Annotated in this window: 21 protein-coding genes, 1 tRNA gene, 1 other RNA gene and 1 pseudogene; 12 read left to right on the top strand and 12 right to left on the bottom strand. The window is 69.8% G+C overall.

What is annotated here, in order from left to right:
* The coding region (locus BOSE46_RS06030; RefSeq protein ID WP_159539384.1) for an integrase core domain-containing protein at window positions 1-108 on the top strand (108 nt) is incomplete at its 5' end.
* Between the two features lie 13 nt (window positions 109-121).
* Here BOSE46_RS06030 and BOSE46_RS06035 read toward each other — a convergent pair.
* Window positions 122-565 carry a DUF1579 domain-containing protein gene (locus BOSE46_RS06035; RefSeq protein WP_159539385.1) on the bottom strand — a complete coding sequence of 148 codons (444 nt, stop codon included), beginning with the start codon at window positions 563-565 and terminating at the stop codon, window positions 122-124.
* Between the two features lie 67 nt (window positions 566-632).
* Here BOSE46_RS06035 and BOSE46_RS06040 point away from each other — a divergent pair, with 67 nt between their 5' ends.
* Window positions 633-1064, top strand: a complete 432-nt coding sequence (locus BOSE46_RS06040; RefSeq protein WP_159539386.1) for a MarR family winged helix-turn-helix transcriptional regulator — start codon at window positions 633-635, stop codon at window positions 1062-1064.
* On the opposite strand, the gene BOSE46_RS06045 is transcribed toward BOSE46_RS06040, so the two are convergent.
* The 6 genes from BOSE46_RS06045 to BOSE46_RS06070 form a co-directional block, all read right to left on the bottom strand.
* Window positions 1061-1399, bottom strand: a complete 339-nt coding sequence (locus BOSE46_RS06045) for a helix-turn-helix transcriptional regulator (RefSeq protein WP_159539387.1) — start codon at window positions 1397-1399, stop codon at window positions 1061-1063. The two genes, BOSE46_RS06040 and BOSE46_RS06045, sit on opposite strands and share 4 nt — an antisense overlap.
* Before the next feature lie 83 nt (window positions 1400-1482).
* Window positions 1483-1914, bottom strand: a complete 432-nt coding sequence (locus tag BOSE46_RS06050; protein ID WP_159539388.1) for a DUF6069 family protein — start codon at window positions 1912-1914, stop codon at window positions 1483-1485.
* A 94-nt stretch (window positions 1915-2008) separates the two neighbouring features.
* The gene (locus BOSE46_RS06055) at window positions 2009-3256 is read right to left on the bottom strand and encodes an RNA polymerase sigma factor (protein ID WP_159539389.1); all 1248 of its coding nucleotides are present in this window, start codon (window positions 3254-3256) and stop codon (window positions 2009-2011) included.
* Window positions 3253-3600, bottom strand: coding sequence for a YciI family protein (locus BOSE46_RS06060; protein WP_159539390.1), 348 nt, complete (start codon window positions 3598-3600; stop codon window positions 3253-3255). The genes BOSE46_RS06055 and BOSE46_RS06060 overlap by 4 nt, the downstream gene beginning before the upstream one ends.
* Window positions 3601-3690: 90 nt before the next feature.
* On the bottom strand, window positions 3691-4038 hold the full coding sequence (locus BOSE46_RS06065; protein WP_159539391.1) for a YciI family protein: 348 nt from the start codon (window positions 4036-4038) through the stop codon (window positions 3691-3693).
* A gap of 321 nt (window positions 4039-4359) precedes the next feature.
* A tRNA-Ser gene (locus BOSE46_RS06070) sits at window positions 4360-4444 on the bottom strand.
* 92 nt (window positions 4445-4536) lie between these two features.
* On the opposite strand from BOSE46_RS06070, the gene ffs reads away from it, so the two are divergent.
* An RNA gene (gene ffs / locus BOSE46_RS06075) (signal recognition particle sRNA small type) lies at window positions 4537-4633 on the top strand.
* A gap of 61 nt (window positions 4634-4694) precedes the next feature.
* Here ffs and BOSE46_RS06080 read toward each other — a convergent pair.
* A complete protein-coding gene (locus tag BOSE46_RS06080) occupies window positions 4695-6116 on the bottom strand; it encodes an MFS transporter (protein WP_159539392.1) in 1422 nt (473 codons plus the stop codon).
* A gap of 65 nt (window positions 6117-6181) precedes the next feature.
* Between BOSE46_RS06080 and BOSE46_RS06085 the strand changes: the two genes are divergently transcribed.
* Complete coding sequence (locus tag BOSE46_RS06085; protein ID WP_159539393.1) at window positions 6182-6847, top strand: TetR family transcriptional regulator; 666 nt, start codon at window positions 6182-6184, stop codon at window positions 6845-6847.
* Window positions 6848-6937: 90 nt separating this feature from the next.
* On the opposite strand, the gene BOSE46_RS06090 is transcribed toward BOSE46_RS06085, so the two are convergent.
* The 3 genes from BOSE46_RS06090 to BOSE46_RS06100 all read right to left on the bottom strand — a co-directional run bounded on the left by BOSE46_RS06090 (window position 6938) and on the right by BOSE46_RS06100 (window position 10704).
* Window positions 6938-8095 carry an acyl-CoA dehydrogenase family protein gene (locus BOSE46_RS06090; RefSeq protein ID WP_159539394.1) on the bottom strand — a complete coding sequence of 386 codons (1158 nt, stop codon included), beginning with the start codon at window positions 8093-8095 and terminating at the stop codon, window positions 6938-6940.
* Between the two features lies 1 nt (window position 8096).
* Window positions 8097-9296, bottom strand: a complete 1200-nt coding sequence (locus BOSE46_RS06095) for an acyl-CoA dehydrogenase family protein (RefSeq protein WP_159539395.1) — start codon at window positions 9294-9296, stop codon at window positions 8097-8099.
* 64 nt (window positions 9297-9360) lie between these two features.
* On the bottom strand, window positions 9361-10704 hold the full coding sequence (locus tag BOSE46_RS06100) for a threonine/serine exporter ThrE family protein (protein WP_236551639.1): 1344 nt from the start codon (window positions 10702-10704) through the stop codon (window positions 9361-9363).
* Window positions 10705-10744: 40 nt separating this feature from the next.
* Between BOSE46_RS06100 and BOSE46_RS06105 the strand changes: the two genes are divergently transcribed.
* Window positions 10745-11728: an alpha/beta hydrolase gene (locus BOSE46_RS06105; RefSeq protein ID WP_159539397.1), complete on the top strand. Its 984-nt coding sequence runs from the start codon at window positions 10745-10747 to the stop codon at window positions 11726-11728.
* On the opposite strand, the gene BOSE46_RS06110 is transcribed toward BOSE46_RS06105, so the two are convergent.
* On the bottom strand, window positions 11721-13091 hold the full coding sequence (locus BOSE46_RS06110) for an MFS transporter (protein WP_201299559.1): 1371 nt from the start codon (window positions 13089-13091) through the stop codon (window positions 11721-11723). The two genes, BOSE46_RS06105 and BOSE46_RS06110, sit on opposite strands and share 8 nt — an antisense overlap.
* Before the next feature lie 64 nt (window positions 13092-13155).
* Between BOSE46_RS06110 and BOSE46_RS06115 the strand changes: the two genes are divergently transcribed.
* From BOSE46_RS06115 to BOSE46_RS06140, 7 genes and pseudogenes are all read left to right on the top strand, one after another.
* Window positions 13156-13929: a helix-turn-helix transcriptional regulator gene (locus tag BOSE46_RS06115; protein ID WP_159539398.1), complete on the top strand. Its 774-nt coding sequence runs from the start codon at window positions 13156-13158 to the stop codon at window positions 13927-13929.
* Between the two features lie 33 nt (window positions 13930-13962).
* Window positions 13963-15975, top strand: a complete 2013-nt coding sequence (locus BOSE46_RS06120; protein ID WP_159539399.1) for a DNA polymerase III subunit gamma and tau — start codon at window positions 13963-13965, stop codon at window positions 15973-15975.
* Between the two features lie 58 nt (window positions 15976-16033).
* A pseudogene (locus tag BOSE46_RS06125) lies at window positions 16034-17887 on the top strand (aminodeoxychorismate synthase component I); the annotation flags it as partial.
* A 156-nt stretch (window positions 17888-18043) separates the two neighbouring features.
* Window positions 18044-18634, top strand: coding sequence for an aminodeoxychorismate/anthranilate synthase component II (locus BOSE46_RS21685; protein ID WP_371415522.1), 591 nt, complete (start codon window positions 18044-18046; stop codon window positions 18632-18634).
* A gap of 87 nt (window positions 18635-18721) precedes the next feature.
* Window positions 18722-19336: a recombination mediator RecR gene (gene recR, locus BOSE46_RS06130; RefSeq protein ID WP_159539401.1), complete on the top strand. Its 615-nt coding sequence runs from the start codon at window positions 18722-18724 to the stop codon at window positions 19334-19336.
* Between the two features lie 128 nt (window positions 19337-19464).
* Complete coding sequence (locus BOSE46_RS06135; RefSeq protein ID WP_159539402.1) at window positions 19465-20745, top strand: aspartate kinase; 1281 nt, start codon at window positions 19465-19467, stop codon at window positions 20743-20745.
* Entirely contained in the window at window positions 20742-21764 is a 1023-nt protein-coding gene (locus tag BOSE46_RS06140; RefSeq protein WP_159539403.1) for an aspartate-semialdehyde dehydrogenase, read from the top strand. Before BOSE46_RS06135 ends, BOSE46_RS06140 begins: the two co-directional genes overlap by 4 nt.
* The last annotated feature ends 29 nt before the right edge of the window (window positions 21765-21793 follow it).

Raw genomic sequence — 21793 nt, forward strand, 5'->3', positions numbered from 1 at the left:
GACCAGCGAGCCGAAGCCCTTGCGCCCTGGCTCGAGAACTACAACACTCGGCGACGCCACAGCGCACTCGGAGGACTCCCACCCATCAGCCGACTGCTACCAACCTGATGGCCGAGTACACCTAGGCGCGCTGGAGGTCGGCTTCCGCCACGGTCTGCCACTCGTGCTCTGGGTCGGGCCGGAAGTCCTTGCGCCACGTGTAGCCGGAGGCGGTCGGGCCGAACACGATCCGCGCGGAACCGCGCGGGGTGGTGCGTTCCAGCACGAGCTCGCCGTCCTGCCACGAGCCGCGCGCCGGCGGATCGGGCGGGAAGCCGTAGATGTCGAAGCCGTAGCAGAGGATCTCCGCCGTCTCGGGATCCTCCGTGAACACGTTGAGCCCGGTGAAGTGCGTTCCGTCGTCGAACCGGTCCTCGACCCGTTGCACGAGCACGACGTCGTCGACCTCGGCGGCGGCGGTGGCGGTGCTTCGGCCGTGCTTGGCAGGGCCCCAGGTGGAAGCGGCAACGGTCTCTGGACCGATCGCCGTCCCGACGAGGAACGTCATCTCGTTGATGATGGTCATGTCACATTCCTTGGTACGTACCAATAATAGGTAGAGCCTAACATTGGTCCGGGTCTAGCATAAGGGCATGCCTGCGTCCCATCCGTCGTCCCTGTTGACGCTGACCACGTACCTGCTGTCCCAGACCGCGAAGATCGCCAAGCGGCAGCTGGACGCGCAGCTCCAGGAGCGGGGGATGCGGCTGCGGCACATGCTCGTGCTCGCCTGGCTCGCCGACAACGGGTCGACGAGTCAGCTGTCCTTGGCGACCAACCTCGGGCTGGATCCGAGCGACGTCACGTCCACGATCGACGACCTCGAGGGCCTGAAGCTCGTGAAGCGCAGCATCGACCCGTCCGACCGGCGCCGCAAGCTCATAGCGGTCACGAGCCGGGGAGCCACCGAGTTCGGGCGCCTGCAGGACATCGCCGCCGAGATCTCGGACGACCTGCTCGCGCCGCTCAGCGAGCGTCGCAGGGCGGCGCTGCAGGCTGACCTGCTGGCGATCCTCGAGGGCTAGGCGGCCAGCAGGAGTGCTTGGCCGTACGCCTGGGGTGTGGTCACGGCGTACGAGCTGCGCAGATCGCCGGTGACCTGGGACGTCACGTCGATCAGGGTCGCTCCGAGCGCGCCGGCGACGGCGGCGAGGACCTCGCTCGACGGGTCCTTGAGGCCGCGCTCGATCTCCGAGAGGTACTGCGGAGAGATGCCGGCCCGCTCGGCCGTCTCCGTCAGCGTCTCGCCGCGTCGGCGGCGCAGCTCGCGGAGTCGCTGACCCAGCACCTCGCGCCACAAGGGCTCGGGATCGAGGATCCGGTGGGTCGGTACGGCATGCAGGCGGGCGATCTCGGTCATGCTCCAGCGTAGGCAGAAATGCCGAGGGCCCGGCGGAATTCTGCTGTGGGCAGATTCCGCGCGGGCCCTTTGAGGGCGTCCAGTCAGCGGCGCCCCTGGGCGAGGCGAGCGGCGATCACGGGGATGACGATCGCGGCGGCCACGACGTGCGTCGCCATGAGGGTGATGCGGGTGTCGGCCGAAGCCGCGGGCACCAGCAGGTCGGGGAGGAACGACAGCGCGGTCAGCGCGAGCGACGTGCGGACGAACGTACGCTGCGGGTTGCGGGCCCAACGGCGCATTGCGACGGCGATCCCGAAGCCGATGACCGCGCCCAGCAGGGTCATGGTGGCGAAGCCCGAGGGCGGGATCGGCTCGCCGTCGAGCGTCAGCGGGACGCCGGCCGAGTGGGCGACGGCAGCGACAGTCGCGGTGGCGGCTGCTGCGGCGACGGCGGCGACGGCGGCGTGCCGCCAGATCGTACGCGTGGCGGTTGTGGTGGTGGTGCGGACTGCGGAAGCGGTGGTGATGGTCATGTCGAGCTCCTGTGTGGTGAAGCAGCCCGTTGCTGCCTCTCACCAGTTCCACGAACGGCGGAACGCGGATACGACAGGTCGCCCGGAAACTTTTTCAGGCACCCGGATCGACGAGGTGGGCTCGCCGCCGGGCCAGGTAGGCCGTCTCCGCCGGGTTCTCGGTCGCCGCGATCGCTGCGTCGTACTCGCCGCGGGCTTCGGCGCTGCGTCCGAGACGTCGCAACAGGTCGGCGCGGGTGGCGTGCCAGGCGTGATAGCCCGAGAGATCGAGTGAGTCGACGATCGCGAGGGCGACATCGGGTCCGTCGAGCTCGGCGACCGCGACGGCGCGGTTGAGCGCGACGATCGGGGTCGGCGTCACGGCGTACAGCTGGTCGTAGAGCGCGACGACCTGCGACCAGTCGGTGTCGCGGGCGTCATTGGTGTCCGTGTGGACGGCGTTGATGGCGGCCAGGATCTGGTAGGGCCCGGGGCGCGCCGACGTCGCCGCGACGCGGGCGAGGCACTCGCGCACGAGCGTGTGCCCCTCGTCGATGAGCGTGCGGTCCCAGCCGCTGCGGTCCTGCTCGTCGAGGGTCACGAGCTCGCCGCCGGCGAAGCGTGCGGTTCGCCGAGACTCGCTGAGCAGCATGAGCGCCAGCAGCCCCGCCACCTCGCCCTCGTCGGGCAGGAACTGCCGGAGGATGCGCCCCAGGCGGATAGCCTCGGCGGTCAGCTCGGTGCGTACGGGATCGGCACCGGAGCCGGCGAGGTAGCCCTCGTTGAAGACCAGGTAGATCACCGCGAGGACGGCGCCGAGTCGGTCGGTCACGTCATCGCGCTCGGGCACCCGGTAGGGGATGTGCGCCGCCTTGATCTTGGCCTTGGCGCGGGTGATGCGCTGCGCCATGGTCGTCTCCGGCACGAGGAAGGCGCGGGCGATCTCCTCGACCGTCAGGCCGCCGAGCAGGCGCAGGGTCAACGCCACCCGGGCCTCAGGAGCGAGCGCGGGGTGGCAGCAGGTGAAGACCAGCCGAAGCCGGTCGTCCTCGACCGGTCCGGTCGGTTCGTGGGGGGTGTCGTCGGTGATCATCATGGCCGCCTTGTGCTTGGTGTCGCGCAAGGACTCGCGGCGGATCCGGTCGATGGCGCGATTGCCCGCTGTCGTCGTCAGCCAGCCACCCGGGTTGGGCGGTATGCCGTCGGACGGCCAGCGTTCGATCGCGATGAGGAGGGCCTCGGCCGCCGCGTCCTCGGCGATGTCGAGATCGCCGAATCGACGGGCGAGCGAAGCCACCACTCGGCCGTACTCCTCGCGGTAGATCCGGTCGATCTCCGCGCGCAGGTCCGAGCTCTGGGTCACTCGCCCGCGAAGGGTCGGACCTCGACCTTGCCGCCGCAGGCCTTGGATGCTTCAGCTGCGATCTTGAGCGCAGCGTCCAGGTCAGCCGCCTCGATGACCCAGAAGCCACCGAGGTACTCCTTGGTCTCCATGTAGGGGCCGTCGGTGACGATCACGTCGTTGCCGGTGCCGTCGACGGTGGTGGCCGTCTCAGGCCGCTCGAGCCCGCCGACGAAGACCCACGCGTCGGTGGTCTTGAGCTCGTCGTTGAACTTGCCGGTCGCCTCGTACATCGGCTGGGCCTCCTCGAGCGGGGTGTCCCAGACGCTCGACGGGCCGTGCACGGAAAGCAGGTACTGAGTCATGGTCGTTCCCTTCATCGATGGCGGCCGCTCGGCCGCCTCCACCCTCACCACGAACGAGTCAGCGCCGATACGACACCTTCCCGGAAAGATTCACTCCGCCTGGAACGGGCGGACCTCGACCTTGCCCCCGCAGGCGCTCGACGCCTCGAGGGCGATCTGGTGGGCGGCGTCGAGGTCGGCTGCCTCGATGACCCAGAAGCCGCCGAGGTATTCCTTGGTCTCGAGGTACGGCCCGTCGGTCACGAGGGTCTTGCCATCGGTGCCGTCGACAGTGGTCGCCGCCTCGATGCGCTCGAGCCCGCCGCCGAAGACCCAGATGCCGTCGGCGACGAGCTTCTGGTTGAACCGGTCAACCGTCTCGAACACGGGTTGCATCTCCTCGAACGACCGGTCGTAGTCGCTGGAGCTGGAGTGCACGGCAAGCAGGTACTGGGTCATGTCGACAGCCTCTCGGATATCGGCGCGAGACGCCAGAGGTGTGCTTGGAACGTACGTGGTGGAGGTCAGGGCCCCCACCATCGCCCCAGACGCACAAGTACCGTGCCCGCAGATGGCTGAGCGGGATCCTTGGCTCGCGGGGCGGCGGCTTCGCCTCCTCTATGGCCCTGACGCACAAGAACCAGCGCGGCACTCGACACTGGTCAAGTTTGCGCTGGCTCCTGGCGTGGCAGCGGAGGCCTTGCCTCCGCCGGTGCAGGTCGCGAGGCGACCAGCAAAGAACGCGAGGGCCCGGCGTCAGCCGGGCTCCTCGCGTTTCGGCGGAGGATAGGGGATTCGAACCCCTGAGAGCTTTCACTCAACCCGCTTTCCAAGCGAGCGCACTAGGCCACTATGCGAATCCTCCGCGGACGAGGTTACCGGTCCACTGGCGTTGCCGACGAATCGGTACGCCCGCGCCCGACTTGAGGGCGTACGGGGGCGCTCCGTATGATGGACAACAGCCCCTCGCGCGGCGACACATCACCCAACTCCCCCAGGGCCGGAAGGCAGCAAGGGTCAGTGAGCTCTGTCGGGTGCGCGAGGGGTCCTTTCATGCCCGCAGCGCGACGCCCCGCCACCGGAGGGAGTGGTGGCGGGGCGTCGCAGCTCAGGACTCAGACGCCGACGAGCACGTCCTCGTTGACGACCGGCTCGGTCTCGGCCTGACGGAGCGCCGCCCACGCGGCCACCGCGCCGGCGACCACCAACAGTCCGGCGATCACGAGGCCCAGCCGGTAGCCGCCGAGGTAGGCATCGACCGGGTTGTGTCCCGACGCGATGAGCGAGTCCTCGCGGCTGCTCAGGATCACGCCGATCACGGTGATGCCCAGCAGCCCGGCGAGCTCGCGCGAGGTGTTGAAGACACCCGACGCGACTCCGGCCTGGTCAGCCGGCATGACGCCGAGCACCGTGGCCGTCAGTGGGATCGTCAGGCCGCCGCCGATGCCGATCGCGATGAAGCTCGGCATCAGGTCGAGGGCGCTGGCGTCGGCTCCGAGCAGCGCCAGCGAGGCGATCGCCGTGCCCATCAGCGCCATGCCGAACGTCACCGACCGGTGCGCACCGAAGCGGCGGGCGACGGCCTCCGACGAGGCGGCTGCGGTGGCCATGAACAGGGCCATCGGCACGAACGTCATTCCGGCGCGGGTGGGGGAGAAGCCCAGCACGCCCTGCAGGTAGAGCGACGTGAAGAAGTAGATCCCGAACAGCCCGAACGCCCACAGCATCAGCGAGACGATCGCGCCGGAGAACACCCGGTCGCGGAACAGCGCCAGGTCGACCATCGGATCGGTGGCCGTACGCTCGATCGACACGAATGCCAGCGCTGCTGCGGTAGCGACCGCGAACGCAGCCAGGATCGGCGTCGACGTCCAGCCGCGGGAGATGCCTTCGATCAGGGCGTACGTCAGGGCCGACAGCGCGATCGTCGACGAGATCAGGCCCGACAGGTCGAGCTGACGGGTCACCGGGTCGCGCGACTCGTCGATGGCCCACACGGCGATGCCGGCGGTGATCAGGCCGAGCGGCACGTTGATGAAGAAGATCCACTCCCACGCCACGTGCTCGCTCAGCAGCCCGCCGAGCAGGGGACCCGCGGCGAGCGCGAGGGCGCCCACAGCACCCCAGATGCCGACCGCGACGTTGCGCTCGCGCTTGTCGGTGAAGGTGGCCGAGATGATCGCCAGCGTCGTCGGGGTGAGCAGCGCCGCGCCCACGCCCTGCACCGCGCGGCTGGCGATCAGCGTGCCGACGTCGCCGGAGAGCCCGGCCGCGAACGACGCGGCGGTGAAGACGCCCAGCCCGATGAGGAACAGGCGCCGGCGGCCGAACAGGTCGGCGAGACGTCCGCCCACGAGCATCAGCCCGGCAAACGTGAGGATGTATGAGCTGACGATCCATTCCATGCCGGAGGTCGTCAGGTGCAGGTCCCGCTCGATGACCGGGATCGCCACGTTGATGATGTTGTTGTCGAGGTATGTCATGAACGTCGCAAGCGCGACGGCCACGAGAGCCCAGATGTTCCTGCGGTCGTCCATGACCACTCCTTTACGTTGTAAATGTACGATGTAAAGGAATCATGTATGCCGTATAGTTGTCAACTGTGAAGCCCAAGAATTCGCTCAACCCGGCCCTTGTCGTCGAACGCGCACTCGCGATCGTCGACACCGAGGGACTCGACGGGCTGACGGTCCGCAAGGTCGCCGACGCGTTCGGCGTGACGCCGATGGCGCTCTACTGGCACTTCGCCAACAAGGAGGCGCTGCTCGCCGCTGTCGGCGATGCCGTCGTGTCGTCGCTTCGGATCCCCGACGAGGACCTGCCGCTCGAGGACTACCTCCGCGAGGCGATGACGTCACTCGTCGACGTCATGCGGGCACACCCGAGCGCCTCCCCGCTCGTGGCCCAGCAGATCATGCAGGCCGAGGTCGGCCGGGACCTCACCGAGCGATTCCTCGACAAGCTCTCCCTGGCCGGATTCGACGTCGAGCGTTCGGCGGCCGTGGCGCACTACACGCTGCAGATCGCGATGACGCTCGTCAGTCGCGAACCCGGCGCAGAGCTCGCGTTCAAGCCCGAGCTCCGCCAGGAAGAGCTCGATCGCAAGCGGGCGATGCTGGAGTCGCTGCCCGAGGATCGCTACCCCCGGCTGCGTGCGGCCGCGGACGCGATGATCGAGTGCGCCAACACCGATGAGTACTACGCCGACGGCATCGCGATCTTCGTCGCCGGCGTCATGGCCGACGCGAAGACCCTCGCCGAGGCCTGAGGCGGTGAGTTGGTCGCCCTTCCCTTGACGGAGCGGTGACTCAGTCGCCCCATCGAGCGCCTGATGGGCGACCAAGTCACCGCCACACGGTCAGGGCAGGGGATCGACGACGGAGTGGTCGCCGAGGGTCGACACGAGCCGGTTGAGGTGGTGCCGGCCGTCGCCGAGTGCGTGGTCGATCGCGGTGAGCCGGCTCATGTAGTGCCCGACGCTGTACTCGGCCGTCATGCCGATGCCGCCGTGCAGCTGGATCGCCTCCTGGCCGATGTGCCGGCCCGCCTTGCTGACCTGCAGCTTGGCGCGTGACGCCGCCTCCGCGACCTCATCCGCGCTCGTTGAGCCTGTCGAAGCGTCGAGCAGCACGAGCGTGGCCCAGCTGACAGTGCTGCGCGCGAGCTCCAGCGAGACGTACATGTCGGCGGCCCGGAACGTCAGCGCCTGGAACGTCATGAGCGGTACGCCGAACTGCTTGCGCGTCTTGAGGTACTCCGTCGTCGTACGCAACGCGGTCTCCATCGCGCCGAGCGACTCGTGCCCGTACGCGATCTGGGCCTGTGCGACGGTCGCCGCGATGACGTCCGACTGGTCGGCGCCGGCTTCGCCGAGCGGGGTGGCCGGGGTGTCGTCGAACGCCACCCGGGCGGCGCGACCGCCGTCGAACGTGGCGTAGCCCGTACGCGTGAGGCCGTCGGCGTCGGGCTTGACGAGGAACAGCCCGGTCCCGCCGTCGACCGCCGCGCTGACGATCAGCAGGTCCGCGCGAGCACCGCCGAGCACGGGCTCCTTGACGCCGTCGAGCGTCCAGGAGTCGCCAGACCCGGAGGCCGTGACGCCGGTGGCGGTGAGCTCGTAGCGGGACGCGGGCTCGGTGTGCGCGAACGCCGGCACGAGACCGCCCTCGGCCACCGCACCCAGGATCTCGGCGCGCTGCTCTGCCGTGCCGGCAGCGGCGACCAGGCCACCAGCCAGCACGACAGCCTCGACGAACGGCTCGGGTGCGATGACCCGCCCGATCTCCTCGGCGACGATCGCGACCTCGGCCGGACCGGCGCCCATGCCGCCGTCCTCCTCGGCAAACGGCAGCCCCAGGACGCCCATCTCGGCCAGCTGGCGCCACGTCTTGTCGTCCCAGCCCGGGTCCTGCTTCGTCACCGCACGACGGGTCTCGGAGGTGTCGTACGCCTTGGTCAGCAGTGCGCGGACGGCGTCGCGCAGGGCCTCTTGCTCGGAGTCCAGTTGGAAGTCCATGTCAGCCCCTCAGTCCCAGGATCGTGCCGGCGATGATCTGTCGTTGCACCTCGTTGGAGCCGCCGTAGATCGACGCCTTGCGGAAGTTGAGGTAGTTGGGCGTCGCGACGCGCGCCAGGTCGGGTACGTCCGACCCTTCGCCGGCCCCCGATGCCAGCGCCAGCGGACCGGCGAGGTCGACGAACAGTTCCGTGACGGCCTGCTGCAGCTCGGTGCCGCGCAGCTTGAGCACGGACGAGGCCGGGTGCGGCTTGCCGTCGGCGGAGTTGGCGACGACGCGCAGCGCGGTCAGCTCGAGGGCCAGGATCTCGTTCTCGAGGTCGGCGATCTGAGCCGCGACCAGCGGGTCGTCGAGCAGTGACGTGCCACCCGGGCCGGCGGTCTTGGCGTACTCCTTGGCCTGCGACAGCGTGCGCTTGGTCGAGCCGACCGGCGCGACGCCGACGCGCTCGTTGCCGAGCAGGAACTTGGCGTAGTCCCAGCCCTTGTTCTCCTCGCCGACGAGGTTCTCGGCGGGCACGCGTACGTTCTCGAACCACACCTCGTTGACCTCGTGGCCGCCGTCGATGAGCTCGATCGGGCGCACCGTGACGCCCGGCGAGGACATGTCGATCAGCAGGAACGAGATGCCGGCCTGCTTCTTGACCGAGGGGTCCGTGCGTACGAGCGTGAAGATCCAGTCGCCGTACTGGCCGAGCGTGGTCCACGTCTTCTGGCCGTTGACGACGTATTCGCCGGCCCCTCCTGAGCCTGTCGAAGGGTCGCGCACCGCGGTCGTCCGCAGCGAGGCGAGGTCGGAGCCGGCGTCGGGCTCGGAGAATCCCTGCGACCACCAGATGTCGAGGTTGGCCGTCTTGGGCAGGAACCGCTCCTTGATCTCCTGCGAGCCGAACGCGGCGATGACCGGGCCGACCATCGAGGCGTTGAACGGCAACGGCGGCGGTACGTTCGCGAGCTGCATCTCCTCGTGCCAGATGTGCCGCTGGAGGGGGGTCCAGTCCTTGCCGCCCCACTCAACGGGCCAGTTGGGCACCGCGATGCCGGCGGCGTTCATGGCCTGCACCGACGCAACGATCTGCTCCTTGCTGAGCTCGCGGCGAGCGGCGACCGTGTCGCGTACGTCCTGCGGGATCTGCGTCGTGAAGAAGGTGTGCATCTCCTCGCGGAATGCTGCGTCCTCGTCTGACAGCTGAAGTTTCATGTGCGACTCCTCGGCGATCGCGCCACGCGGCGCACGGCGAGTCTAGTGCTGCCGAGAACTTTATTCACATCGAGTGCATGTTTCCCTTCTTGCTGGCCTTGCGGACGGCCCGGGCCCTGAGGGGACCGACCAGACGGGGACCGGCGAGGCGTTGCTCGAGTCGCCGGGCCTCACGGCGCAGCGGCTGTGCGACGTACTCGCCGAGGATGACGCCGGCCGCCAGGGAGATCGCGATGGCCGCCGCCGTGATCATCTGGAGGATGCCGGTGTAGTCGTCGGCGCCGAGCAGTGAGAGCCCCCGGTAGATCGAGAGACCCGGCAGCAGCGGCACGATGCCCGACACGACGATCACGAGTGGCGGCACGTCGGCCCAGCCCGCGACGGTGTAGCTGACGACACCGATGAAGACCGCCGCGATCGCCGCCGGCCAGGCCCGGCCGAGGTCGTTCTCCGACAGGACGAGGTAGATCCCGGACGCGGTCCCGGCAATGCCCGCGATCGGCAGCAGGACGCGACTGGGGGCGTACGCCGCGAAGGCGAACGCACCGGCGCTCAGGGCACCGCCGATCACGACGAGGGGAAGGTGGGAGAGCCCGGCGGCGCGCGGGTCGAGGGCGATGTCGACGCCGAGGACCCGGCCGACCGTGAGACCGCCGCTGACGCCGGCGATGACCCCGGCCGTCGAGATCATGACCTCGAGGATGCGGGCACCCGCCGTCAGGTAGAAGTCCGTCAACGCGTCCTGGATCGCGCCGATGAAGCCGAGCCCGGCGAGCAGCATGACGATGCTCGCGGTGATGACGAGTGACGGATCGGTCGACAGGTCGACGGCCGACGCCCCGACAGCCAGCAGGGACGCGAACAGGCCTCCGGCGACCTGGGCATAGAAGAAGGGCAGCCGGAGGCGGGTCAGGTAGCGCTGCAGGATCTCCAGGCCGATGGCGGCCGCGGCGGCGATCAGCGTGACGACCCAGTCGCCACCGATCAGCATCGCGACTCCCGCACCGATCGCGCCCCAGCTGACGGTCACGGCCCAGCGTGGCGTGCGGTGTCCGGTCGAGGCGATCTGGGCGAGCCGGACCCGAGCCTCCTCGACGTCGATCTCGTCCGACAGCAGGTCCCTGACCAGGTGGTCGGCCCGGGTGAGGTCGTCGAAGTCGGTCTCGCGCTGCTTGACGTGCCGGATCGCCGCGACGGGCGCGTCGTCGGGAGAGGCCTGGTAGCTCATCGACACGGTCGTGAAGGTGACGTCCACGAGCGCCTGGCGCAGGCCCAGGTGGTGCGCGATCGAGGACATCGTGGCCGTGACGTCGGCGGCTCCGGCGCCGTTGGCCAGCAGCATGTCGCCGACGCGCAGGGCGAGGTCGAGGGTGCGCTGGATCTCACGTGTCTCGGTCACCCTTCCCATACTGTTGGACCCGACGTCCCTGTCCAAACGAGGAGTGCGCATGACCGAGTGGATCCCGGACGAGCTGGGCGAGGGCTACGAGCAGCACACGATCGCGCTAGGCCCCGATCCGGATGGTGAGGGCGAGGTCGAGGCGACACTGGTCCGCCGCGTGCCCGCCGAGACGTACGAGGCCGCGGTGCTCTACGTCCACGGGTTCAGCGACTACTTCTTCCAGCGCGAGCTCGCCGAGTTCTTCGCCGAGCGGGGCTTCGCGTTCTACGCCCTCGACCTGCGCAAGTGCGGACGTTCTCGCCGCGAGGGACAGACCGGCCACTACGTCTCCGACCTCGCGCTCTACGACACCGAGCTCGAGGAGTCGCTCGCGATCATCCGCGCCGAGACCGGCGACAAGCCCGTCGTGCTGTCGGCCCACTCGACCGGCGGGCTGATCCTGCCGCTGTGGCTCAACCGGCTCAACAAGCAGCCCGGCGGCAGCAAGGGTGCCGGGATCGCCGGGCTGGTGCTCAACAGTCCGTGGTTCGACCTGCAGGGCGCGCCGTGGATGCGCTCGATCGGCACGGCGGCGATCTCGGCGGTGGCGCGGCTCAAGCCCAAGTCGATCATCAAGCTGCCGCACACCGATGCGTACGGGAGCAGCTTGCACGTCAGCGCCAACGGGGAGTGGGACTTCAACACCGCGTTCAAGCCGCTCGAGGGCTTCCCGGTCTCGTACGGCTGGCTGACCGCGATCCGTCGTGGCCACGCCGAGCTGCACCGGGGACTCGACGTCGGCGTGCCGTCGTTGGTGCTGCGCTCGACGCGCACCCGCTTCGCCAGGCGCTACAACGAGGAGGTGGCCACCGCTGATGCCGTCCTCGACGTCAAGCAGATCGCGCGCTGGTCCGGGTGCCTCGGCGACCAGGTCACGGTGATGCCGATCGAGGGCGCCAAGCACGACGTGTTCATCTCGCTGGAGGAGCCGCGCAAGGCGGCGTACGCCGCGGTCGACGACTGGCTGCGGGTCAAGCAGCTCGTCAGCTAGCGGCCTGACGGCCCGGTATGAGCACTGTCGAGGCCGCAGCTGCCACCACGAACGCGACGGCCGTGACGGCGGCGAGCGCATGCAGTCCTGAGATGAAGGTGGCCGGCCGCGCGGCCGGGCCGGCAACGGCTCCGTAGAGCGCGATGCCGACCGCCCCGCCGGCCTGGCGCGCGGTGTTGTTGACCCCCGAAGCGAGCCCGCTCCGGCCCGGCTCGACCGCGCCGACTGCGGCGGACACGACGGCAGGGGTCAGCACACCGAGACCGATGCCCCAGACGAGCAGTGCGGGAAACAGCCGCGCGTACGTCGTGGAGGCCGACCAGCCGCAGATGAGGGCGAAGCCAGCGGCAGCGATCACCAGCCCGGTGAGCATCGGTACTCGCGGACCGAGACGGGCGGTGAGCCGTCCGCTCAGCGGACCGAGGACGACGAGCGGGAGGAACAGCGGCAGGACCGCGATGCCGGCCTGCAGCGCGTTGCGATCCTGCACGGTCTGCAGGTAGGCCGTCAGCAGGAAGAGCATGCCGAGCGTCCCGAGGTTCATGACCCCGGCCGCGACGTTCGCCGCCGCGAAAGCCGGTCGCCGCCACAGGGCCGGCGGCAGCATCGGGTGCGGGCTGCGTCGCTCGGCGACGACGAACGCGCCGAGCGCGAGCGCCGCAACGGCGGCCGCGATCCCGGTGAGGGGTGCGAGCCCGGCATGACCCGCCTCGATGACGGCCAGCGTCGTGGCCGAGAGGAGCACCACACCCAGAACCGTCCCGAGCCGGTCCGTCGGCGTCGTCGACCGGTGTGAGGTCCCGGGCACGACCCGGTGGGCCACGATCGCCGCTACCAGGACGATCGGGAGGTTGATGGCAAAGACGGCGCGCCAGCCGGCCGTCTGCACCAGCAGGCCGCCGCACAACGGTCCGGCCGGCAGCGCCAGGCCGCCGATCCCGGCCCACACGCCGATCGCCCGTGCCTGGCCCTGCCGGTCGGGGTACGCATCGGCGATCACGGCGAGCGTCCCGGGCAGCAGCAGGGCGCCTCCAACGCCCTGCGCGATCCGTGCACCGATCAGGACCTCCGGCGTGGGCGCCATGGTGCAGGCCGCCGACGCGAGCCCGAAGACCGTCAGTCCCAGCAGGACGATGCGGCGGTGCCCCAGCCGGTCGCCGGCGGCCCCGCTGGCGAGCAGCAGCGAGGCGAATGCGACGGCGTACCCGTCGACGACCCACTGCAGGCCGGCCACACCGGTCCCGAGGTCGTCGCCGAGCCGCGGCAGCGCGACGTTGACGATCGTGACGTCGAGCAGCACGAGGAAGTAGCCGACGCACATCACCGTGAGGACCACGCGTGGGGACGAATGTCGTTCGGGCATGCCTTCATCGTTGCCCGCTGACACTTCCGTGGCGATGGAAACATCCCGGGGGCACGATGGACAGATGGAGACCTCGACAGCTGTCCACCGCGGTGACGCGGATGTCGCGCACGTCGCGGCGCTGTTCGCCGATCCCACCCGCGCCCGGGTGCTTGTCGCCCTGGCCGACGGACGCTCGCTGCCGGCGGGCGTGCTGGCGACGGAGGCGGGCGTCTCGGCTCAGGCCGCCAGCGCCCAGCTCTCGCGGCTGCGTGACAACGGGCTCATCGATGTCGAGCAGTCGGGGCGGCACCGCTACTATCGCCTCGCCTCCGACCAGGTCGCGACGATCCTCGAGGCCCTGGCGGTGATCGCTCCGACCGAGCCGGTCCGGTCGCTGCGCGACGGCACGCGGGCAGCGGCGCTGCGCCGGGCGCGCACCTGTTACGACCACCTGGCCGGCCGGCTCGGCTGCGCCGTGACAGCGGCCCTGCTCGACCGCGAGGCGCTGGTGCGCACTGACGAACGTACGACGACCGAGCGCCGGCCGGACGATCGGTTGTCGGCACGCGTCACGGATGCGCCGTACGACCTGGGGCCCGCCGCACAGGAGGTGATGGCGTCGCTCGGGCTCGACCCGGACCTCGTCGGCAGGCCGGGCGGGCCACGGCCGTTGCTCAGGTTCTGCGTCGACTGGAGCGAGCAGCGACATCATCTCGGCGGACGGCTCGGAGCCGAGCTGCTGACTCAGTTCCTGGCCGCAGGATGGGTCGCTCGGAGGCCGCGGCACCGTGCCGTCGACCTCACCGACCTGGGCGCGGAGCGGCTGAGCACCCTCATCGGCGTCGAGATCACCTGAGGCGGCGACCGGAGGCCGGTCGGGCGGTAGGCGATGTCGGCCACGGTGGTTAGGCTCTACTCCGTGGATGCCCCCCTCGCCCTTTATCGCCGCTACCGGCCGGAGACGTTCGCCGAGGTGATCGGGCAGGACCACGTGACCGAGCCGCTGCGCCACGCGCTGGCCGCCAACCGGGTCAACCACGCCTACCTGTTCTCCGGCCCGCGAGGCTGCGGCAAGACCACGAGCGCGCGCATCCTGGCGCGAGCGCTCAACTGCGAGAAGGCGCCGATCGCCGATCCGTGTGGCGAGTGCCAGAGCTGCCGCGACCTGGCGCGCGGCGGTCCGGGCAGCATCGACGTCATCGAGATCGACGCGGCGAGCCACGGTGGTGTCGACGACGCCCGTGACCTGCGCGAACGAGCGTTCTTCGCCCCGGTCAGCAGCCGCTACAAGGTCTACATCATCGACGAGGCGCACATGGTGTCGCCGCAGGGCTTCAACGCGCTGCTCAAGCTCGTCGAGGAGCCGCCGCCGCACCTGCGCTTCATCTTCGCGACGACCGAGCCCGACAAGGTCATCGGCACGATCCGGTCGCGCACGCACCACTACCCGTTCCGCCTCGTGCCGCCCAAGACGCTCGGCGACTACCTCCTGCAGCTCTGCACCGCCGAGAACGTGACGCTCGAGCCCAGCGCGCTGCCGCTCGTCGTGCGGGCCGGACAGGGCTCGGTCCGCGACAGCCTCAGCGTCCTCGACCAGCTGCTCGGTGGCGCGGGACCTGAGGGCGTCACGTACGACCTCGCGGTCCAGCTGCTCGGCTACACGCCAGACTCGCTGCTCGACGAGGCCATCGACGCGTTCGCGGCGAGCGACGGCTCGACGGTGTTCGGGGTCGTCGACAAGGTCATCGAGTCGGGCCAGGATCCGCGCCGGTTCGCCGAGGACCTGCTGCAGCGGCTGCGTGACCTCGTGATCGTCGCGGCAGTTCCCGATGCGCTGTCCAAGGGCCTGCTCGACGTGCCCGGCGACCGGGCCGAGCGGCTGCTCAGCCAGGCCAGCAACTTCGGCCCGTCCGAGCTGACCCGTGCTGCCGACATCGTCAACGCCGCGCTGATCGAGTTCCGCGGGGCCACGGCTCCGCGGCTGCTGCTCGAGCTGATGTGTGCCCGCATCCTGGTGCCCGGCTCGGACAACTCGACGCAGGGTTTCCAGGCCCGCCTCGACCGCCTCGAGCGCCGCCTGGCGATCGACGGCGGCGCACCTGCTGCTGCCGCGACTCCGGCCCCGGCGGCTGCGCCGGTGGCTCCACCGGTCGAAGCCAAGCCTGCGCCGATCGCTGAGCCGATCGCAGAAGTGCCCGCCCCCATCGCCGAACCGCAACCGCTCCCTAGCGACGAAGTCGCGGGAGCGAGCTCTGCGAGCGAAGGGCACGCAACGCAGGTTCCGGTCGCTGCGCAGGAACCCCCTGTCCAGAGCGAGCCTGCAGCCCAGGTCCCTTCGGTCGCAGAGCTCCCTCCCGCTTCGCTAGGGACCGGTTCGGCCTCCGCCACCGGCAACCTCACGATCGCCGACGTACGCCGGCTGTGGCCCGAGATCCTCGACAAGATCCGCGACCTGCGGCGCTTCGCCTGGGTCATGCTCAGCCAGAACGCCCAGGTCACCGGCCTCGACGGCTCGACCCTCACGATCGCCCTGGTCAACGCCGGCGCGCGTGACTCGTTCATCAACAGCCGGTCCGAGGAGTACGTCCAGCAGGCCCTCCACGCCGTGCTCGGCGTCACCTGGCGGATCGAGGCCATCGTCGACCCCAGCGCACGTCCCGGCACCGACACCGACGAGCCGGCATCGGCCGATCCGAGCCCGGCGCCACCCCGCAAGGGTGTCGCGGTGCCCGAGTCCGTACGCGAGGCGCTGCGCGACCCGGTCACGCCGGAGGCCCGCGAGGACCCCGATGCCACTGCGACCCGCGACGATCCCGTCGTCGAGCAGGAGGACATCGATCCCGAGGACCTCCTGAGCCGGGAGCTGGGGGCGCACGTCATTGACGAGTCCCGCCACGACTGACGACGGCCTCGGCCGCAGGCGTCTCGACCTCGACCTCGACCCGCTCGACGTCCTCTGTGTGTTCCGGGGGCGCGACCGGCTCGTCGCGCTGCTCGGTGCATGGCACCACGGCGAGGCGTTGATCGCGTTCGACCCCGTCGCCGTGCTCGAGGGCGACCCGTTCAGCGGCATCGACCTCGACCCGTTGCCGTCCGACGTCGGTGGATTCGGTGGCGGCTGGATCGGTGCGTGGGGCTACCAGCTCGGCCGGCTCGTCGAGGACTTGCCGGCCGCTCCGGAACGTCCTGTCCCGCAGCCGGAGCACCGCATCGCGTTCTACGACCACGTCCTGCGCCGCACCGACGGCACCTGGTGGCTCGAGTGGCTGCGCCCCGACGGGGAGCGTGACGCCAGGATCATCGAGGCGCTCGAGTCCGGCTCGGCGCGCCCCCGGCCGTACGAGGTGGGCACGTTCGAGATGACGCCGACTCCCGACGCCCACCGTGCCGCGCTCGCCACGGTGCTGGAGCACATCGCGGCCGGCGACATCTTCCAGGCCAACCTGTGCACGCGACTCGAGGCGCCGTTCCGCGGCGATCCGCTCGACGTGTTCTGCGCCGGGGTCGAGCAGCTCCATCCGGCATACGCCGCCTTCGTCTCGAGCCCCGAGGGTGCGCTGGCGAGCCTGTCGCCCGAGCTGTTCCTGCGCCGCACGGGCGATGAGGTGCTGAGCTCGCCGATCAAGGGCACGGCGCCACTCGACAGCGACCCCGACGAGCTCGTCGCGTCGGCCAAGAACCGCGCCGAGAACATCATGATCGTCGACCTGATGCGCAACGACCTCGGCCGCGTCAGCGTGCCCGGCTCGGTGCGCGTGCCGGCGATCACCCGCGCCGAGCGCCACGCGGTCTGGCACCTCGTGTCCGATGTCGTCGGCCACGTGGCCCACGGCGTACGCGACTCCGAGCTGTTGCGGGCGACGTTTCCCCCGGGATCGGTGACCGGTGCGCCCAAGGTCCGCGCGATGGAGATCATCAACACGCTCGAGGCCACCGGCCGCGAGGCCTACACAGGGGCGATCGGCCACGTCAGCCCTGCCGCGGGCCTCGAGCTCAACGTCGTGATCCGCACGTTCGAGTTCCACGGCGACCGCGTCTGGCTCGGCGTCGGGGGTGGCATCGTCGCCGACTCGACGCCCGAGGGGGAGTACGCCGAGTGCCTCGTCAAGGCCCGGCCGCTGATCGACGCCATCGGCGGCCAGCTTGAGCTGCACGCCGAAGCACCGGAGGTCGACGAGCCGCGGTTGCCGGACGTCGTCGAGCACACCGCCACGGTCGACGAGTCACTCGGCATCTACGACACCTTGCTGGTCGAGGACGGCCGGGTCGCCGACCTCGAGGCGCACCTCGCGCGCCTCGACGCCAGCGTTCGCGCGGTCTACGGCACGACGATCCGGGCCGGGCTCGACGATGCCGTGCTGCGCCGGGCCGCCAACCTGCGCGGTCGCCAGCGGATGCGCATCGACGCCGTGCCCGGCGCCGACGAGGTCGCGGTGACGATGAGCAGTCGCGTCATCGACGACGATGCGGATGCCTGGACGCTGACGCCGCGAACCATCGAGGGTGGCTTCGGTCAGCACAAGTGGGCCGATCGACGAGCCCTGTCGTGGGACGGTGCGCCCGACCGCGACCTGTTGCTGTTCGCCGAGGACGGCGCGATCCTCGAGACCGCTCGGGCCAACGTCTTCGTCGTGCACGACGACGGTGTGCACACCCCTCCGACGGATGGGCGCATCCTGCCCGGCACGGCCCGGGCCCGCATCATCGAGATCCTGCGCGAGGCAGCGGTGCCGGTGTTCCAGCGGCGGCTGACGGTCGACGACCTGTCGGCGGCGACCGAGGTCTTCGTCAGCAACTCGCTGCGCGGTGTCGTGCCGGTCGTCGCGTGCGAAGGCGTCGGCGACTGGCCCGTCGGTCGTACGACCACCTGGCTCCGCGACGAGCTCCGAGGTTTTTGGCTCGCCCCGAGCGGGAGCGGTGACCCAGGGCCCACCCCGACGTCCCAGGTGGGCCCCAAGTCACCGCCCAAGGTGCTGTTCATCGACAACTACGACTCGTTCGTCTACAACCTCGTCCAGTACGCCGGCGAGCTCGGCGCGCAGGCCGAGGTCGTCCGCAACGACGCCGTCACCGTCGACGAGCTGGTCGCGGCCCGCGAGCGCGGCGACTTCACGCACCTCATCGTGTCGCCCGGACCGGGCACCCCGCGCGACGCCGGCATCAGCGTCGAGGCGATCCGCCGCCTCGGGCCGACCACCCCGATCCTCGGCGTGTGCCTCGGCCACCAGGCGATCGGCGAGGCGTACGGGGCGTCGATCGTGCGGGCGCCGGAGATCGTGCACGGCAAGCCCTCCTTGGTCCACCACGACGGGATCGGCGTCTATGCCGGGCTGCCGACACCGCTGGTGTGCGCCCGCTACCACTCGCTCGTGATCGACCCGAAGACCCTGCCCGATGAGCTCGAGGCCACCGCGCACACCGCGTCCGGCATCGTCATGGGCGTACGTCATCGCCGCCATCCGGTCGAAGGCGTGCAGATGCATCCCGAATCCATCCTCACGGCGCGCGGCCACGAGATGCTGCAGTCCTTCCTGGCTTCAGTCCCGTCGCTACGCGACTGACGCAGTCTCACGGTTGGGGCTGCACTGCGCCGTGGCTCAGCGCGGCGGGAGCCCCGAGTCATGCGCTGACCCATAGACTGATCGCATATGTATGACGGCGTGATCCAGGATCTGATCGATGAGCTAGGGCAGCTGCCCGGCATCGGTCCCAAGAGTGCGCAACGCATCGCGTTCCACCTGCTCGACGCCGACCCCGAAGACGTACGCCGCTTCGCCGCGACCCTCGTCGAGGTCAAGGCCAAGGTCCACTTCTGCTCGATCTGCGGCAACGTCACCGTCGACACCGAGTGCCGCGTGTGCGCCGACCCGCGCCGCGACCTCAGCGTCATCTGCGTCGTCGAGGAGTCCAAGGACATCGTCGCGATCGAGCGCACGCGCGAGTTCCGCGGCCGCTACCACGTGCTCGGCGGTGCGATCTCGCCCATCGCCGGCATCGGCCCCGACCAGCTGCGCATCAAGGAGCTGCTCCAGCGCCTGCAGGACGGCGTCGTCACCGAGGTCATCATCGCGACCGACCCCAACCTCGAGGGTGAGGCGACCGCGACCTACCTCATCCGCATGCTCACGCCGCTCGGCCTGCGCGTCAGCAAGCTCGCCAGCGGACTGCCCGTCGGCGGCGACCTGGAGTACGCCGACGAGCTGACCCTCGGCCGCGCGTTCGAGGGCCGCACGACGATCGGCAACGCCCCCATTCGAAGCTGACGGCTTCTCACTGTCCATCGGCAGGATCACGACGGCAGGCACCTGAGCCGAACCGGTAGACTTGTCGCGCGCAGCGTCGCGCAAACCGTACGTTTCCCAGGCTAGCGCCAATAACAAGGAATGGGCCCGTGGGCATTGTCGTCCAGAAGTACGGCGGCTCCTCGGTTGCCGACGCAACCAGCATCAAGAGGGTCGCCCAGCGCATCGTCGCGACCAAGAAGGCCGGTCACGACGTCGTTGTCGTCGTGTCCGCGATGGGCGACACGACCGATGAGCTCATCGACCTCGCGAGCCAGGTCGCGCCGCTGCCCCCGGGCCGCGAGCTCGACATGCTGCTGACCGCCGGCGAGCGCATCAGCATGGCGGTCCTCGCGATGGCGATCGGCACGCTCGGCCAAGAGGCCCGGTCGTTCACCGGCTCGCAGGCCGGCGTCATCACCGACTCCGAGCACGGCAAGGCCAAGATCATCGACGTCACACCGGGCCGCATCGAGGCCGCGCTGGCCGAGGGCGCGATCGCGATCGTCGCCGGCTTCCAGGGCGTCTCGCAGACCACCAAGGACATCACGACGCTGGGTCGTGGCGGCTCCGACACCACGGCCGTCGCACTCGCCGCGGCGCTCGACGCCGACGTCTGCGAGATCTACACCGACGTCGACGGCATCTTCACCGCCGACCCGCGCATCGTGCCCAACGCCCGCCAGATCCCCCGCATCTCGTACGAGGAGATGCTCGAGATGGCGGCCAACGGCGCCAAGATCCTGCACCTGCGGTGCGTCGAGTACGCCCGCCGTAACGACATGCCGATTCACGTACGTTCGTCGTTCTCCGACAAGACCGGCACCTGGGTCGTCAAGACCGAGGACGTCATCCAAGAGGGGCATCCCATGGAACAAGCAATCATTTCCGGCGTCGCGCACGACCGCAGCGAAGCCAAGATCACCGTCGTCGGCGTGCCCGACAAGGTCGGCGAGGCCGCGACGATCCTGCAGGCCCTCGCGGACGCGCAGATCAACATCGACATGATCGTGCAGAACGTGTCGGCCGCCACGACCTCGTTGACCGACATCTCGTTCACCCTGCCCCGCGCCGACGGCCAGACCGCGATGACCGCCCTCGCGCGGCTCAAGGACCAGGTCGGCTTCGAGCAGCTGCAGTACGACGACAGCGTCGGCAAGGTGTCGATCGTCGGCGCCGGCATGCGTTCGTCACCGGGCATCACGGCCCGCTTCTTCCGCGCGCTCGCCGATGCGGGGGTCAACATCGAGATGATCTCGACCTCGGAGATCCGCATCTCGGTCGTCGTGACCGAGAACCAGATCGACGCGGCGGTCAACGCCGCACACGCAGCCTTCGACCTCGGCACCGACGAGGTCGAGGCCGTGGTCTACGGAGGTACCGGACGATGACCAGCATCGGAATCGTCGGCGCGACTGGGCAGGTCGGCGTCGCCATGCGCAGCATTCTCGAGGAGCGCAACTTCCCCGCCGACGAGGTGCGCTTCTTCGCCTCCTCGCGCTCGGCCGGCAAGACGCTGCCGTGGAAGGGTGGCGAGATCGTCATCGAGGACGCCGCGACCGCCGACCCGTCTGGCCTCGACATCGCGCTGTTCTCCGCCGGTGCCACGACGTCCAAGGCGCAGGCCCCCCGCTTCGCCGCGGCCGGCGCGATGGTCATCGACAACTCCTCGGCGTTCCGCAAGGACCCCGAGATCCCGCTGATCGTCAGCGAGGTCAACCCCGAGGACATCGCCAAGGCGACGCAGAACATCATCGCCAACCCCAACTGCACCACGATGGCCGCGATGCCGGTCCTCAAGCCTCTGCACGACGAGGCCCAGCTCGTACGCCTCGTGGTCAGCAGCTACCAGGCCGTCTCCGGCTCCGGCATCGCCGGCGTCCAGGAGCTGCACGGCCAGGCGCTCGCGGTCGTCGACAAGGCCAACGAGCTGGCGTACGACGGCTCGGCCGTCACGTTCCCCGCGCCCGTCAAGTACGTCGCACCGATCGCGTTCAACGTCCTGCCGATGGCCGGCTCGATTGTCGACGACGGCTCGTACGAGACCGACGAGGAGCAGAAGCTCCGCAACGAGAGCCGCAAGATCCTGCACATCCCCGACCTCAAGGTCGCCGGCACGTGCGTACGCGTCCCGGTGTTCACGGGGCACTCGCTGTCGATCAATGCCGAGTTCGCCCGGTCGATCACGCCCGAGCGCGCGACCGAGCTGCTGGCAGGCGCTGACGGGGTCAAGCTCGTCGACGTGCCGACGCCACTGCAAGCCGCCGGCGCCGACCCGAGCCTCGTCGGCCGCATCCGTCAGGACCAGAGCGTCGATGGCGAGCGTGGGCTGGTGCTGTTCGTCAGCGGCGACAACCTCCGCAAGGGTGCCGCCCTCAACACGATCCAGATCGCCGAACTCCTGGTCTAGCCTCCTTGCGTCATAGGAATCGTGGCCCA

Origin of the sequence: Aeromicrobium sp. 9AM (assembly GCF_902506105.1) — a bacterium.
Taxonomy (GTDB): domain Bacteria; phylum Actinomycetota; class Actinomycetes; order Propionibacteriales; family Nocardioidaceae; genus Aeromicrobium.